The organism is Lacrimispora amygdalina (genome assembly GCF_900205965.1).
In the GTDB taxonomy this organism is placed as follows: Bacteria; Bacillota; Clostridia; order Lachnospirales; family Lachnospiraceae; genus Lacrimispora; species Lacrimispora amygdalina_A.
The window spans coordinates 133,254-148,047 of the sequence record NZ_OAOF01000014.1 but is presented as its reverse complement, the minus strand read 5'-3'; the positions used below and the strand labels follow the sequence as shown (position 1 = coordinate 148,047).

The window sequence follows — 14,794 nt, the reverse complement described above, 5'->3', positions numbered from 1 at the left end:
AGAACTATTACCTGATTGACACTAAGACAATTATATCATGGGCTTAACTAAGCCTATTGAACAAAATTAATTAAGTTATCAAGGTACATTTATGTATCTTAAAAATATTATACGAGGAGATAACAAAATGAAATGTATTAAATTAAAAAGATTTTTATCAATACTGCTTGTTGTAACGATGTTGGTAAGTATGAACACAACTGCTTTTGCCAATACTGACTTAAAAATAAATTACTCCACAAAAGAATCTACTGCCAACATTATTATAACAGATGATGGGGTATATCTTAAAGGTGATTATTATACTAAAGCGGAATTTGAAGAGTTACTAAAAAAGGCAGAATTAGTTAAGTCAACAAATAGTTCAAATACCCGAATGGCAGCACCGACAGTAGTTTATTTTATTCCTGGAATAGGAGAAATTGCTTTTGCTGGAACGGTTATTATTGTTGCAGGTTATGGTGCTGTTAAAGCCGGATCTTGGCTCTATGATACCATAACAAACTGGTTAAGCAATTCTAGTGCTCGTGAAATAGCTCAAGTAAGAGCCCAAATTCCATCAAGACTACGAGATAAAAACGGAGATGTTGATTTAGGTAAGTTTGATCAAAAGGTTAAAAATGATAATGGAACTACTTATAAAGAAAAAAAAGGTTGGACGATTGATAAAGATACTGCTAATCATGGAGGAAGAAAATGGAAGTTAAAAGACAAATCAGGTAACAGAGTGGCTTCATTAGGAGAAAATGGTGAAGTACTAGGAAAATAGAAGGAGAATTTTTATGTATGAAGATATAGATTCTTTTGAATCTGAAAATTATTATTATATTGATTATATTCCATATAATACTAATGACCCCAGTTATTTAGAATTAGAAGAATATTTTGTAAAGAGTTATCTTAAAACATTTTCAAAAAAAATTACCAGGATAATCTTAAAGTTAATATATTATTATCAATGTGAGATATATTTGATAGAACCTATAAAAAAAATACCAAAAGATTTTAATTTTCCATTTGAGATAAATATTAGGAATAATACACCTAAAAAATTAGCGTATATTATTCGTCAGATTATATTAAAAGATTTTTCAAGCATGAAAATTCTTTTTCCTGAGTTCCACTTTCTAATTAGTATTAAAGGAGAATTTTCGGTTGCTGTTTTTAATGCACCAGATAAAGTATTACAATTACTTGAACAATTAGCACAGCAAGAAGGATTATTTTTGAAAAAACATAGTTAAAACATAAAGGAATCTTAAATACAAAAAAGAGGCGTAATTTCGCCTCCTTTTTGTATTTCAATCTTGCATGTTTTGTAATGCCATTTCTTTTCAACATTAGAGTATGTCCAAACTGATTGATTTAAGGGGAAAAATTAAGGAATATAATGCGGACAGGGTTAAATATACTGTATAAGTGGAAGCCATATAAGAACAGTAATCCAATATTAAAGCCAGCTTTTCATCGGAATGGAGACTAAAAACGTGATGATAGAGGTTGATGTGACTATTTTGACCTATTAACTATCCATTATAATTCAGTAAAAATCATAAAAAATAGTAAAAACTGGAAAACTGGTAACAATAGTAAAATCAGATAAGCAAGAGTAAACCCCGTAAAAATCAAGGTTTCAGAGAATTATTTCCGGGCAAAAAAATAGTGCATCTGATAGGAATCGAACCTACGCACGCGGCTCCGGAGGCCACTGCTCTATCCACTGAGCTACAGATGCATCTTTTACATTCTACTATAGATTGTTTTAAAGCGCAAGAGTTATTTGTTGATTTTTGGCTGTTTTTTTGATAGAATAAAGACGAGATTGTTTCTCCAGGAGGTCAGGCCTATATGAAGGACTTAATAGGAAAATGGAAAGGGATGAAAGAGGAAACCAGACGGTTTTTAAAATTTCTTGCCATACCATTGGTTGCAGTAATACTGATCATGACGGTGGTAGTTTTGGACAAAACCGGACAGACCGGAAAAGAGCCGGAAACGGTCTCTGCCAAGGCAGAGGGTTCGCCGTCAGAAAGTACTTCGGGTCAGCCGCAGAAGGTAAAAGTTGCGCTGCAAAAGGATGCAGTGCCGGAAGTAAATGATTTGATGAAGTCATATTTTAATGCCAGAAAGAGCTGTGACAAAGATGCGCTTTCCCAGGTTTACGGAGGTAATACGGGAGAAGAGAGTTTAGATCAGCTGCTTTCCAGAATGGAAGAAGAAGTAAAGTTTTATCAGAGTTTTGATAATCTGGTGTGCTTTACCACACCTGGGATTGCAGATGGAGACTATGTTGTTTATGTCAGATTTGATATTAAATTTCGACAGGCAGAGACGATGGCACCAAGTCTGATTGTCTGCTATGCAAAGACAGCACCGGATGGGAGCTGTTACCTGGCAGCGGATAACAGCAGTGAAGAATCTGAATTTATGGAAGAAGTAAACCATTCTGAGGAAGTACAAAAGATGGCGAAAGAGGTAAACGAAGGTCTTGAGAAGGCTTTAAAGTCCGATGAAAATCTTCTGGCAGTTTATAATGCCCTGAAGAATGGGGAGGAAGCGCCGGAAGCTGCTGCAGAAACAACTGGTGAATCAGCCAGTGAGCCGTCCGGTGAATCTGCCAGCGATTCGAACAATATGTAAACAGATGCTTCTCTGCGTTGCACCGTGCAGAGGAGCATTTTTGATAAAGGAGAGTAGTTTAATGAACGTCAGAGATTTTTATTTTGATTTACCCCAGGAGCTGATTGCCCAGGATCCCTTAGAGGACCGTTCTGCTTCCAGGCTTTTGGTTCTGGACAAGCATACAGGAGAGATGGAGCACAGACATTTTAGGGACATACTGAATTATTTAAAAAAGGGAGACTGCCTGGTTATTAATGATACCAAGGTAATTCCGGCCAGACTGTTTGGAGTTAAGGAAGGGACCCAGGCTAAGATTGAGATTCTTCTATTAAAGAGAAGAGAGAATGATATCTGGGAAACTCTTGTTAAACCGGGAAAGAAAGCAAAAGTGGGAACCGTCATTTCATTTGGAGACGGACTTCTGACAGGTACTGTTATTGATGTGGTAGAAGAAGGAAACCGCCTGATCCAGTTTTCCTATGAAGGAATCTTTGAAGAGATTCTGGATCAGCTTGGACAGATGCCTCTGCCTCCTTATATTACGCACCAGCTTCAGGACAAAAACCGGTATCAGACTGTTTATGCCAAGAACGAAGGATCTGCTGCGGCACCGACTGCTGGTCTGCATTTTACAAAAGATTTATTAAAGGAGATACAGGAAAAAGGAGTGGAGATCGCCCATGTTACACTCCATGTGGGACTTGGAACATTCCGCCCGGTTAAGGTCGATGAGATAGAAGCTCATCACATGCATTCCGAATTCTATATTGTAGAAGAAGAGGAAGCAAAAAAGGTAAATGATGCCAAACGCAATGGGGGCAGGATTGTCTGCGTTGGAACCACAAGCTGCAGAACCGTGGAATCCGCGTCAACGGATGACGGTATATTAAAGGCAGGAAGCGGATGGACTGAGATATTTATTTATCCAGGTTATCGTTTTAAGATACTGGATTGTCTGATTACCAATTTCCATCTGCCGGAGTCCACCTTAATTATGCTGGTATCTGCATTGGCGGGGAGAGATCATGTACTTCATGCATATGAAGAAGCAGTTCGGGAAAAATACCGTTTCTTCAGCTTTGGCGATGCTATGTTCCTGACAGACCGTAAAAACTGATTGTTACGAAAAGAGACTGGGGGAGGTCATTATGGAAGAAAAAAAACATATGGTCGGGGGAATATCCAGAAAATCACTGGAACGCCTTCCCATTTACCATCATTATCTGGAAAGAAAATGCAATGAAGGTCTGGAAACCATCTCTGCTCCTGCCATTGCTTCAGATCTTCAGTTAAATGAAGTTCAGGTCCGAAAGGATCTGGCACTGGTTGCTAAAACAGCAGGAAAACCTAAGATGGGGTATGTAATCAGGGAATTAATTACCGATATGGAGGAGTTCCTTGGATTTCATAATACCAATCAGGCGGCACTTGTTGGTGTGGGATATCTGGGGAAAGCACTGCTCTCCTATAAAGGGTTTGAGCAGTACGGAGTTGAAATTGTTATGGCTTTTGATTCTGACGGAAGAAAGGTGAACACCAGGGTTGGAGAAAAGATGGTCCTTTCCATGGATAAACTGGAAAACCTCTGCCAGAGAATGAATATACACATCGGAATTATTACTGTCCCTGCCGAGTATGCCCAGGGAGTATGCGACAGACTGGTTGCCGGAGGTGTGAAAGCGATCTGGAATTTTGCACCGGTTCATTTGTCTGTTCCATCCCATATCCTGGTTCAGAATGAGAATATGGCAGTATCTCTGGCAGCATTGTCAAAATATCTTTATGAAGCAGAGAAGAATATGTGGCAGGATACAAAGGAGGAAGATGATTGAATACCGTGTTATTGCAGTATGCAGTAGAAGTGGAGAAGACAGGCTCCATCACACAGGCGGCAGCCAATCTATACATGGATCAGCCGAATTTGAGCAAGGCGATCAAGACTCTGGAGGAAGGACTTGGGGCACCAATTTTTAAGCGGACTCCCAAAGGAGTTGTTCCAACTGCCAGGGGGAGGATATTTTTAGAGCATGCAAGAAATGTGCTCGTTCAGATCGATGAAATGGAGCATCTTTATAAGACCGGAGAGGTAAACGGCGTGGAGTTTTCCTTATCTATGCCGAGAGCCAGTTATATCAGTACCGCATTTTCCAGATTTATCGAGGAAGCCGGAGAGGGAGCTACTATGAATGTATGGCTTCGTGAAACCAATTCCGCAGATACCATAAGAGATGTGGAAACAGGGGAATATAACCTGGGTATTATCCGTTATCCGGTTAATTCAGAAAAGTATTATGCCAGGGAGATTGCGGCAAAAGGTCTGTTAATGGAATCAGTTTTAGAGTATTCGCTGAGTATTCTCTTGTCTGATGCCAATCCTCTGGCTGACAAGAGAATGATAGAAGCGGAGGATCTCTCAGATTTTATTGAAATTGTACATGGTGACGGTGGCCCCGGCAGGAGCGATGAGTTTGGAAAAGGAAAAAGTTATCCCAAATCCTCAAAACGGATTTATGTGTATGAAAGGGGCAGCCAGTTTCAGCTTTTGTGTGATAATCCTATGACCTATATGTGGGTGTCTCCCATGCCGGAACAGCAGCTAAAACGGTATCAGCTGGTGGTAAGACATTGTGCAAAAAAGAAAAACTACCGGGATGCATTGATCTTAAGAAAGGGATATACGTTATCTGAATGGGATAAGAAATTTCTAGAGAAGTTAAACGGAGTAAAAGAGGAATTGTAATAATAAGAATGTTAAATATATATCAGTATTTATATACTGATATATATTTTTTTACCTTTGTAATTCTATCGTGTTTGAACTACAATTATTGCATAGAAACGACAGGAATTTTACAAGGAGGGTTTTACAATGGCTAGATTTACATTACCGAGAGACTTATATCATGGAAAAGGCTCCCTGGAAGAAATAAAAAACTTAAAGGGAAAGAAAGCAATTGTCGTTGTTGGCGGCGGTTCCATGAAGCGTTTTGGCTTTCTTGACAGAGTTGTATCTTATTTAAAAGAAGCTGGTTTGGAAGTAAAGCTGTTTGAAGGTGTAGAACCAGACCCCAGCGTTGAGACCGTGATGAAGGGTGCTCAGATGATGCGGGAGTTTGAACCGGACTGGATCGTTGCAATCGGCGGCGGATCACCAATTGATGCGGCAAAGGCAATGTGGGCATTTTATGAATATCCGGATACAACCTTTGAGGATTTATGTATCCCCTTTAATTTCCCGACTTTAAGAACGAAAGCACAGTTCTGCGCGATTCCGTCTACTTCCGGTACTGCTACTGAAGTTACGGCATTCAGCGTTATTACCGATTATAACAAGGGTATTAAGTATCCCCTTGCTGACTTTAATATAACACCTGATGTGGCAATTGTTGATCCGGATCTGGCTGAGACAATGCCTAAGAAACTGACAGCCCATACAGGTATGGATGCAATTACCCATGCGATGGAAGCATATGTTTCTACCCTTCACTGCGATTACACCGATCCTCTTGCGCTTCATGCGATCAAGATGATACATAATGATTTGATTGATTCTTATAACGGAGACATGGCAGCACGTGACCGTATGCATAATGCCCAGTGCCTTGCAGGTATGGCATTTTCCAATGCACTTCTTGGAATCGTTCACTCCATGGCTCATAAAACAGGAGCTGCTTATTCAGGCGGACACATTGTGCATGGCTGTGCCAATGCCATGTATCTTCCGAAAGTAATTAAATTTAACGCCAAAGATGCAGAAGCAGCAAAGCGTTATGGTGAGATTGCCCGTTTCATTGGTTTAGAGGGCAGCAGCAATGAAGAACTGGTTGATGCATTGATTGCGGAGATCCGTTCCATGAACAAAAAGCTGGATATTCCAACCTGTATTAAGGAATACGAAGGCGGAATCATTGACGAAGCAGAGTTCAATGATAAATTAGCGGCAGTAGCTGAGTTAGCAGTTGGTGATGCATGCACCGGCTCCAATCCAAGGGCGATTACGCCGGCAGAGATGGAGAAGCTGTTAACCTGTTGTTACTATGATAAAGAGGTAGATTTTTAAGATAATCTCCAATAAAATGTATGCAATGTGTGCTTTAGGCGCAGAACCGTTTGGTTCTGCGCCTAAAGTGCATGAAAAGGAATTTGACAGCGAAAATCTTCTGTGATATGGTAGTCAGGAAAATGATAGAAAGTGTGGACTTAAGATGAAACAGGCATTATTAGTAGTGAGTTTTGGTACAAGCTATAATGAAAGCAGAAGAAAAACCATAGAACCCATCGAACGGGCGGTGGCAGAACAATTTCCTTCCTATGAATTCAGACGGGCTTTTACCAGCCGGATTATAATAGATATTTTAAAGAAACGGGATAATATCTGCATAGACGGAGTGGAGGAAGCGCTGGTAAAACTGGCAGCAGAAGGTTTTAAACGGGTAATTATCCAGCCCACACTTGTCATGGGCGGAGAAGAATATGACTGCATAGTGGATGCCGCAAAGAAACAAAAGGATTCGTTTGAATGTCTGGTGATTGGTGCGCCGCTCCTTTCTTCGGAAGAGGATTATCTTACGCTTGTTTCTATATTAACGGAAGATACCAGGGAATATGACACAGATGGAACCGAAATTGTGTTTATGGGTCATGGTTCGGAACATGAGGCCAATGCAGCGTATTGCACACTGGCGGAAATTTTAAACAAAAAGGGATATACCAGATACCATGTGGGAACGGTAGAAGCAGACCCCTCCTTTGATGATGTACTGGCTGATTTAGACGGGCATGAGGGAAAGCATATAGTTTTGCAGCCCATGATGATTGTCTGTGGAGATCATGCCCATAATGATATGGCAGGTACAGACAGGGATTCGTGGAAAAGCCGGCTGGAAGCGGACGGTTATCATGTCACCTGCCGTCTTAAGGGAATGGGGGAAATAGAAGGTGTGCGAAGTATGTTTGTGGAACATGCCTTAGCTGCCGGAAAGAAAATGGAGGATCATGAATGAAAAAAGGAATAGCAGCGGTTATTGCCATCTGTCTGGCGGCCGGTTTTCTTACCGGATGCCACAGAAAAGCAGAACCGATCAGCAAGTCCGGCTTCTTATTAAATACATTTGTTACTGTCACAATCTATGATAAGGATGATCCCAGGATTTTAAATGAGAGTCTGGATCTGTGCCGCTCATATGAGAATATTTTCAGTAAAACCATTGAAGGAAGTGAAGTTTATCAGATCAATCACAGGCCTGCACAGGAAAACTCTGTGAAATTGTCGCCGGATACCGCAGCACTTCTTTCCAAGGGACTGTATTATTCCAGAATATCCAGCGGAGATTTTGATGTTACAGTGGAACCTTTAACCTCCTTATGGGACTTTACGGCTCAAAATCCCGTTGTTCCGCCGGCTGACAAAATCCATGCGGCAGTAAAAAAAGTGGGTTATCAGAACTTAGAACTGGATGATGATACCCTGACCTTTTTATCACCGGATACCACCGTTGACTTTGGCGCTATTGCAAAAGGCTATATCGCGGACCGTATGAAGGAATATCTTATGAAGCAGGGGGTTAAAAGTGCAATCATTAACCTGGGCGGAAATGTGCTCTGCATTGGAAAGAAACCAGATGGAACTCCTTTTAAGATCGGACTTCAGAAACCATATGCGGACAGGAATGAGACCATTGAAACTTTAAATATAGAAGATATGTCCGTTGTATCCTCAGGGGTTTATGAGCGTCATTTTGTAAAAGACGGTGTGAACTATCATCATATTTTAAATCCAAGAGACGGTTATCCTTATGAGAATGGCCTGGTTTCCGTTACGATTTTATCCAAGCTGTCCGTTGATGGAGATGCCTTATCCACCACCTGCTTTTCCATGGGGCTGGAAAAAGGTATGGAGCTGTTAAATTCCATGGATGATGTTTATGGAGTATTTATCACCGATGATGATAAGGTACACTATACAGACGGAGCAAAGGACTTTCTGGTTACGTCCCCTTAGATTCTCTTTACAATTTCCAGTGGCTATAATACAATAGAGGAAATGCGTTTTACAGGAGAAAAGCAATTATGATAAAAAAATTATGGGACAAGGTTATGAACCGTGAAGTCATTTCCTATCTGGTTTTTGGCGTCCTTACCACAGTGGTGAACTGGATCGTGTATGTTGGAATGGTGAAAGCCGGATTCGACTACAGGATCAGTACGGCAGCAGCCTGGCTGGTTTCTGTGCTGTTTGCATTTGGTGTAAATAAAATCTTTGTATTTCAAAGCTATAAGATGCGCCCGGCATTTGTAATAAAGGAGATGTTCTCCTTTACGGCGTGCAGGGCTGCTTCAGGCGTCATGGAAATGGTTCTTATGGTGATAATGGTTTCCTGGCTCAATATGGATGAATATGTAAGCAAGATACTGGTATCCATCGTTGTTGTAATTGTAAACTATGTATTCAGCAAGCTTTTCATATTCCGAAAGAGTGAGGTTCCCCCTTTTAAGGAGAGGTAAAGTTATGGAACGCGATGACGATATTGAAAAGATTTCGAAGGAATTAGAGGATATTCTTAAAATGACATCAGATGAAAAAAAAGACAGAATAAAGGAAGTCGGGCATGATCAGAATCCGGGCAATCAGGTAACAGAGGTTGTGAAGGATTATGGAGAAGAGGATACGGATTATGAAGCTATGCCTGTGATACGGCTGGATGTTCCGGTAGAAGGAATGGAAGAGCTTTACGAATATGATGAACCGGAGGAGGAAAGTGATTTTTATTCTGATGACGAATTAATAATCACAGAGGAAGAAGAGGAGAACACAGATCAGCAGCTGGATTATAAAGAAGTGACTCCCTCTTATAGAAAGAAAGCACATAAAAATGCAAGCCTTGTGAAAAAGACGGATGGCCTTATGGCTGCATTTCTTGTGCCTGTGGTGATTATGATTATTATATTTGCCCAGAGGGGGATCTTTCCTTTTGGGGAAGAAAGCTTCTTAAGAACGGATATGTATCATCAGTATGCACCGTTTTTCTCTGAATTCCAGTATAAATTAAAACATGGGGGCAGTCTTTTATACAGCTGGGATATCGGTATGGGGGTCAATTTTGCGGCTCTGTATTCTTATTATCTGGCAAGTCCCTTAAACTGGCTGATTGTCCTCTGCCCGAAGAAGTATATCATTGAGTTTATGACTTATATGATTGTTTTAAAGGTCGGATTAAGCGGTCTTACTTTTTCCTGGTATCTGCGCAGGCATTTTAAGACTACAGATTTCGGTATTGCCTTTTTTGGGATATTTTATGCATTATCCGGGTATATGGCAGCTTACAGCTGGAATATTATGTGGCTGGATTGTATTTTATTATTCCCTCTTATTATGCTGGGCGTGGAGAAACTGGTTCAGGAAAAAAAGTGTATTCTGTATTGTATTACACTGGGGTTATCAATTTTATCAAATTATTATATATCAATTATGATATGCATTTTTATGGTATTCTACTTTGCAGCTCTGCTGATTATGGAAGGAAGAAGATCATGGAAAGAGATTCTGGTCAATGGAGCTCATTTTGCACTGTATTCTCTTTTGGCAGGAGGTCTGGCAGCGGTTGTGCTGCTGCCTGAGATTTATGCCATGAAGATGACTGCCTCAGGAGATATAAACTTCCCGCAGACTTTCAATTCCTATTTTTCTATCTTCGATATGATTGCAAGACATCTGCCGGCAGTGGAAACGGAGATCGGATTGGACCACTGGCCCAATATTTACTGTGGTGTGGCTATTCTTATATTTTTCCTTTTGTATCTTGGATGCAGCAAGATACGGCGGCGGGAAAAGATTGTGATGTGTTCACTCCTGTTGTTTTTTTACGCCAGCTTTTCCATTAATGTACTGAATTTTATCTGGCATGGATTTCATTATCCCAACAGCCTTCCCTGCAGGCAGTCCTTTATTTATATTTTTCTCATACTGACAGCCGGATATCATGCATATACTTATCTGCACGAAATTCCGTGGAAACATGTTGTTACCGCTTTCTTTGCCTCTGTGATTTTTGTGCTCATGGCTCAGAAGCTTGTGACAGATGATGCCTTCCATTTTTCAGTCTTTTATGCTGCTATTATTTTTCTGGCAGTTTATGCGGGCTTAATCGGCCTTTACCAGAAAGGAACCAGCCGGAATATGCTTGTTTTACTGGCTCTTGGTGTGGTGTCACTGGAGGCTGCAGTTAACACTACGGTTACCAGCGTGACAACCACCAGCCGTACAAGCTATGTAAAAGATAACAAGGCGTCTATAGACTTAACGGAAAGTCTGATGCCCAACCCGTCCTTTTACCGGGTTGAAAAGGTATCCAGAAAGACCAAAAATGACGGCGCATGGATGAATTTTCCATCGGTATCCCTGTTCTCCTCCACGGCCAATGCGGACTTGTCTGAATTTTTCAAAAAGCTTGGCTGCGAAAGTTCCACCAATGCCTACAGTATAACGGGAAGCACCCCTCTTGTGGATGCTCTTTTTGGTGTGAAATATGCGCTGTTTTCAGAAGAAGCCGGAGAGAATGAAATCTCTTCCCTTGTTTCTGTTCAGGACGAGATGCAGCTTAAGGAGAATACGTATGCTCTTCCCCTGGGTTTCATGGTACCCTATGATCTGGAAAATAACTGGCAGCTGGAACTGACGAATCCAGCTGAAGTCCAGAATGATTTTTCAGTGGTAATAGGTGCAAGTCCGGTGCTTTCAGAAGTTCCCAGTGAAGTGAAAGGGAGAAGCTTTACATTTACACCTGATACAGACGGTGATTACTACGTTTTCGTCAGCAATAAAAAAGTGGAGAAGGTCACTGCGCTTCTGGGAGAAAGGACAAAAAACTTTGATAATGTAAGCCGGGGTTATCTGCTGGAACTGGGATATTTAAAATCAGGAGAAGAGATAACACTTAGAAATGATGATAATGAGCAGGACTTAATCGCCAGTGCTTACCGATTCCTTCCAAAAGGGCTGGAATCTGTTTATCAGGTATTGAATAAAAATCCGCTGAAGCTTACCAAATGGACGGATACACAGGTAAAAGGAACGGTTAATGCTGATAAAGCAGGGCTTTTGTATCTCAGCATACCCTATGATAAAGGCTGGACAGTCAGGATTGATGGAAAAGAAGCAGAGCCTTATAAAATCTTTGATACTTTTTTAAGCGTTCATATGGCGGCAGGGACTCATGAAATTTCACTGGAATATATGCCTCAGGGCTTAAAAGCCGGTGGAGCCATAACCGGTGGAAGCATACTCATATTGCTGATGCTTGCAGGACTGGCAGCAGGGAGAAACAAAAAACGCAAACCCATGCGTACTCATACAATTAACTAAGGAAAGAGGAGAATCAATTATGAAATTATGGGGCGGTCGCTTCACGAAGGAAACCAATCAGCTGGTTCACAATTTTAATGCATCCCTGTCTTTTGACCAGAAGTTTTACCATCAGGATATTGAGGGAAGCATTGCTCATGTCACAATGCTGGCAAAGCAGGGAATTATCAGCCAAGAGGACCAGGATAAAATTATCGGCGGTCTGAAAGGAATCTGTGCTGATTTAGAAAGCGGAGTTCTTCAGATTACTGCTGAGCATGAAGATATTCATTCCTTTGTGGAAGCTGTTTTAACAGAACGAATCGGTGAAGCCGGAAAACGTCTCCATACAGGAAGAAGCAGAAATGACCAGGTTGCTCTGGATATGAAGCTGTATACCAGGGATGAGATTGATGAACTGGCAGCACTTATAAAAGGTCTTTTAAAAGAACTGCTGGCTTTAATGGAGAAAAATCTGGATACTTATATGCCTGGATTCACCCATTTGCAAAAAGCTCAGCCGATTACCCTGGCCCATCATGCAGGTGCTTATTATGAGATGTTTGACCGGGACTATTCCCGCCTTCTGGATATCAGAAAGCGTATGAATTACTGTCCTCTGGGTTCCGGAGCACTGGCAGGGACAACCTATCCGCTGGACCGGGATTACACAGCAAAGCTTTTGGGATTTGACGGACCTACTTTAAACAGTATGGATTCAGTAGCGGACAGAGATTATTTAATTGAGCTTTTAAGCGCTTTATCAACCATTTCCATGCATTTAAGCAGATTCTGCGAGGAGATCATTATCTGGAATACCAATGAATACCGTTTTGTGGAAATTGATGATTCCTATAGTACCGGAAGCAGTATCATGCCTCAGAAAAAGAATCCCGATATAGCGGAACTGATCAGGGGGAAGACAGGACGGGTATACGGCGCTCTTATTTCTATTTTAACCACCATGAAGGGGATTCCGCTTGCTTATAATAAGGATATGCAGGAGGATAAGGAGCTGACATTTGATGCCATTGATACGGTGAAAGGATGTCTTGCCCTGTTTACCGGCATGATTTCTTCCATGTCCTTCCGAAAAGATGTGATGGAGGCCAGTGCGAAAAACGGTTTTACCAATGCGACCGATGCAGCTGATTATCTGGTAAATCATGGAGTTCCATTCCGGGATGCTCATGGAATAGTGGGACAGCTGGTACTTTTCTGCATTGAAAAAGGAATTGCGTTAGATGATATGACTCTGGAAGAATACAAGGCAATCAGCCCTGTTTTTGAAGAGGATATATATGACGCGATCAGCTTAAAGACCTGTGTGGAAAAGAGAATGACCATCGGTGCACCTGGCCAGGAGGCGATGAAAAAGGTTATAGAAATCTATAAAAGAAAAATAGAAGAATAAAAATAAACAAAATATAAAAGGATCCGTATATGATGAGGCAGCCCCGATTCATATGTACGGATCCTTTTTTTGAAGGATGTGTCAAACAAAACCATAAAAAATCAAAAACAATGTTCATGTTTTCTATAAAAGTAAGGATACTAATAGAAGAAGATGTTAAAATAATACTAGGTTTCGCAATTTTTTACCGTAGTTTTATTAAATTTTGTGTGTTAGAATTAGTTCGCTGGGGAAACATAAGTAAGTAAAGGTTTCTATCAGGCAATGAAATTTATAAGGAGGGGTTATATCATGAAAAAAAGAGGACTGAGTGCGTTAATGATAGCTGCAATTGCAGCATTATCACTGACAGCATGCGGCGGTGCTGCTAAGAATGATACCGCTGCGGAGGGAACCACTGCAGCAGCAACGACTGCAGCGGCAGGCGAGACAACTAAGGGAGGAGAAACGAAAGAAGCTTCTTCCACAGATCCACAGGTAACACTTGTTTACGCAGAAGTAAATCCATTAGACACCATTGTAGGTAAAACCGATCAGGCATTTAAGGAGAAAGTAGAAGAACTGTCCGGTGGATCTATTAAAATTGATTTACAGGCCAGCGGTGTTTTAGGTGCAGAAAATGATGTTCTTGATAACATGCTTGGCGGAGGCGGAACTATTGATATGTCACGTATCTCTGCATTTGCTCTTACCAGCTATGGTGCAAATAAGTCCAAGCTGATATCTATCCCATACACATTTGCAGGCCGTGATCATTACTGGAAATTTGTAAAGAGCGATCTGGCACCTGAGTTCTTAATGGAACCGCATGACATCGGGCTGGGAGTAAGAGGTTTATTCTATGGTGAGGAAGGTTTCCGCCATTTCTTCTCTAAAAAACCGATTAACAGCATTGAAGATATGAAAGGATTAAAAGTCCGTGTATCCAGTGACCCTGTAATGACAGGTATGGTAAGTGCATTAGGCGCAAATCCGACAGTTGTAAGTATGAACGAGCTTTATTCCGCTCTTCAGACCGGTGTGGTTGATGTTGCTGAACAGCCCATTGCCAACTATAAAGGCAATGCATTCCAGGAGGTTGCACCAAACTTAATTCTTGACGGACATACTCTGGGTGCCATTCAGGTTATTATTTCAGATGCTTCCTGGGATAAATTAACCGAGAATCAGCAGAAAGCTATGACAGAAGCTGCTAAGTATGCTTCTGACTTTAATCAGAAACTTTCCCAGGATGCAGAAAATGAAGTTCTGGATAGTCTGAAGGCTGATGGTGTTAATATCGTTGAAGTAAAAGACATGACACCATGGCAGGAGGCCTGCAAGGACGTTATTGCTGAAAACACAAAGGATAATGCAGAATTATATCAGGAGATTCTTGATATGAAATAATCAGCGTTAACAGTTGGGGCACAGAAAAT

Annotated in this window: 13 protein-coding genes and 1 tRNA gene; 13 read left to right on the top strand and 1 reads right to left on the bottom strand. The window is 41.1% G+C overall.

Translation table 11 applies throughout. The features are described from left to right. Positions 1–127 precede the first annotated feature (127 nt). Positions 128–769 carry a hypothetical protein gene (locus CRO04_RS17995; RefSeq protein WP_097005626.1) on the top strand — a complete coding sequence of 214 codons (642 nt, stop codon included), beginning with the start codon at positions 128–130 and terminating at the stop codon, positions 767–769. Positions 770–782: 13 nt separating this feature from the next. Further along, positions 783–1,244, top strand: coding sequence for a hypothetical protein (locus CRO04_RS17990; RefSeq protein WP_097005625.1), 462 nt, complete (start codon positions 783–785; stop codon positions 1,242–1,244). A 419-nt stretch (positions 1,245–1,663) separates the two neighbouring features. Here the strand turns inward: CRO04_RS17990 and CRO04_RS17985 are convergent. Next, positions 1,664–1,735 (bottom strand) — tRNA-Arg (locus tag CRO04_RS17985). A gap of 113 nt (positions 1,736–1,848) precedes the next feature. Between CRO04_RS17985 and CRO04_RS17980 the strand changes: the two genes are divergently transcribed. The 11 genes from CRO04_RS17980 to CRO04_RS17925 all read left to right on the top strand — a co-directional run bounded on the left by CRO04_RS17980 (position 1,849) and on the right by CRO04_RS17925 (position 14,765). Then, positions 1,849–2,640 carry a hypothetical protein gene (locus CRO04_RS17980; protein ID WP_097005624.1) on the top strand — a complete coding sequence of 264 codons (792 nt, stop codon included), beginning with the start codon at positions 1,849–1,851 and terminating at the stop codon, positions 2,638–2,640. A gap of 61 nt (positions 2,641–2,701) precedes the next feature. Beyond that, positions 2,702–3,739: a tRNA preQ1(34) S-adenosylmethionine ribosyltransferase-isomerase QueA gene (queA, locus tag CRO04_RS17975; RefSeq protein WP_097005623.1), complete on the top strand. Its 1,038-nt coding sequence runs from the start codon at positions 2,702–2,704 to the stop codon at positions 3,737–3,739. Between the two features lie 31 nt (positions 3,740–3,770). Next, positions 3,771–4,454 (top strand): redox-sensing transcriptional repressor Rex, encoded by a 684-nt coding sequence (locus CRO04_RS17970; RefSeq protein WP_097005622.1) that lies wholly within the window; start codon positions 3,771–3,773, stop codon positions 4,452–4,454. A 5-nt stretch (positions 4,455–4,459) separates the two neighbouring features. Beyond that, a complete protein-coding gene (locus CRO04_RS17965; protein WP_242974544.1) occupies positions 4,460–5,362 on the top strand; it encodes a LysR family transcriptional regulator in 903 nt (300 codons plus the stop codon). A 129-nt stretch (positions 5,363–5,491) separates the two neighbouring features. Then, positions 5,492–6,682, top strand: a complete 1,191-nt coding sequence (locus tag CRO04_RS17960; protein ID WP_097005620.1) for an iron-containing alcohol dehydrogenase — start codon at positions 5,492–5,494, stop codon at positions 6,680–6,682. A gap of 145 nt (positions 6,683–6,827) precedes the next feature. Then, positions 6,828–7,625, top strand: coding sequence for a sirohydrochlorin cobaltochelatase (locus CRO04_RS17955; RefSeq protein WP_097005619.1), 798 nt, complete (start codon positions 6,828–6,830; stop codon positions 7,623–7,625). Next, positions 7,622–8,623, top strand: coding sequence for an FAD:protein FMN transferase (locus CRO04_RS17950; RefSeq protein WP_097005618.1), 1,002 nt, complete (start codon positions 7,622–7,624; stop codon positions 8,621–8,623). The genes CRO04_RS17955 and CRO04_RS17950 overlap by 4 nt, the downstream gene beginning before the upstream one ends. A gap of 68 nt (positions 8,624–8,691) precedes the next feature. After that, complete coding sequence (locus CRO04_RS17945) at positions 8,692–9,126, top strand: GtrA family protein (RefSeq protein ID WP_097005617.1); 435 nt, start codon at positions 8,692–8,694, stop codon at positions 9,124–9,126. 4 nt (positions 9,127–9,130) lie between these two features. Beyond that, entirely contained in the window at positions 9,131–11,983 is a 2,853-nt protein-coding gene (locus tag CRO04_RS17940; RefSeq protein ID WP_097005616.1) for a YfhO family protein, read from the top strand. Between the two features lie 19 nt (positions 11,984–12,002). Further along, positions 12,003–13,376 carry an argininosuccinate lyase gene (argH, locus tag CRO04_RS17935; RefSeq protein ID WP_097005615.1) on the top strand — a complete coding sequence of 458 codons (1,374 nt, stop codon included), beginning with the start codon at positions 12,003–12,005 and terminating at the stop codon, positions 13,374–13,376. 291 nt (positions 13,377–13,667) lie between these two features. Further along, positions 13,668–14,765: a TRAP transporter substrate-binding protein gene (locus tag CRO04_RS17925; protein WP_097005613.1), complete on the top strand. Its 1,098-nt coding sequence runs from the start codon at positions 13,668–13,670 to the stop codon at positions 14,763–14,765. Positions 14,766–14,794 lie beyond the last annotated feature (29 nt).

Bases quoted from the DNA above. Each gene is read 5' to 3' on its own strand.
- CRO04_RS17995 (WP_097005626.1), top strand. From the start codon at position 128: ATGAAATGTATTAAATTAAAAAGATTTTTATCAATACTGCTTGTTGTA.
- CRO04_RS17990 (WP_097005625.1), top strand. From the start codon at position 783: ATGTATGAAGATATAGATTCTTTTGAATCTGAAAATTATTATTATATT.
- CRO04_RS17980 (WP_097005624.1), top strand. From the start codon at position 1,849: ATGAAGGACTTAATAGGAAAATGGAAAGGGATGAAAGAGGAAACCAGA.
- queA (WP_097005623.1), top strand. From the start codon at position 2,702: ATGAACGTCAGAGATTTTTATTTTGATTTACCCCAGGAGCTGATTGCC.
- CRO04_RS17970 (WP_097005622.1), top strand. From the start codon at position 3,771: ATGGAAGAAAAAAAACATATGGTCGGGGGAATATCCAGAAAATCACTG.
- CRO04_RS17960 (WP_097005620.1), top strand. From the start codon at position 5,492: ATGGCTAGATTTACATTACCGAGAGACTTATATCATGGAAAAGGCTCC.
- CRO04_RS17955 (WP_097005619.1), top strand. From the start codon at position 6,828: ATGAAACAGGCATTATTAGTAGTGAGTTTTGGTACAAGCTATAATGAA.
- CRO04_RS17950 (WP_097005618.1), top strand. From the start codon at position 7,622: ATGAAAAAAGGAATAGCAGCGGTTATTGCCATCTGTCTGGCGGCCGGT.
- CRO04_RS17945 (WP_097005617.1), top strand. From the start codon at position 8,692: ATGATAAAAAAATTATGGGACAAGGTTATGAACCGTGAAGTCATTTCC.
- CRO04_RS17940 (WP_097005616.1), top strand. From the start codon at position 9,131: ATGGAACGCGATGACGATATTGAAAAGATTTCGAAGGAATTAGAGGAT.
- argH (WP_097005615.1), top strand. From the start codon at position 12,003: ATGAAATTATGGGGCGGTCGCTTCACGAAGGAAACCAATCAGCTGGTT.
- CRO04_RS17925 (WP_097005613.1), top strand. From the start codon at position 13,668: ATGAAAAAAAGAGGACTGAGTGCGTTAATGATAGCTGCAATTGCAGCA.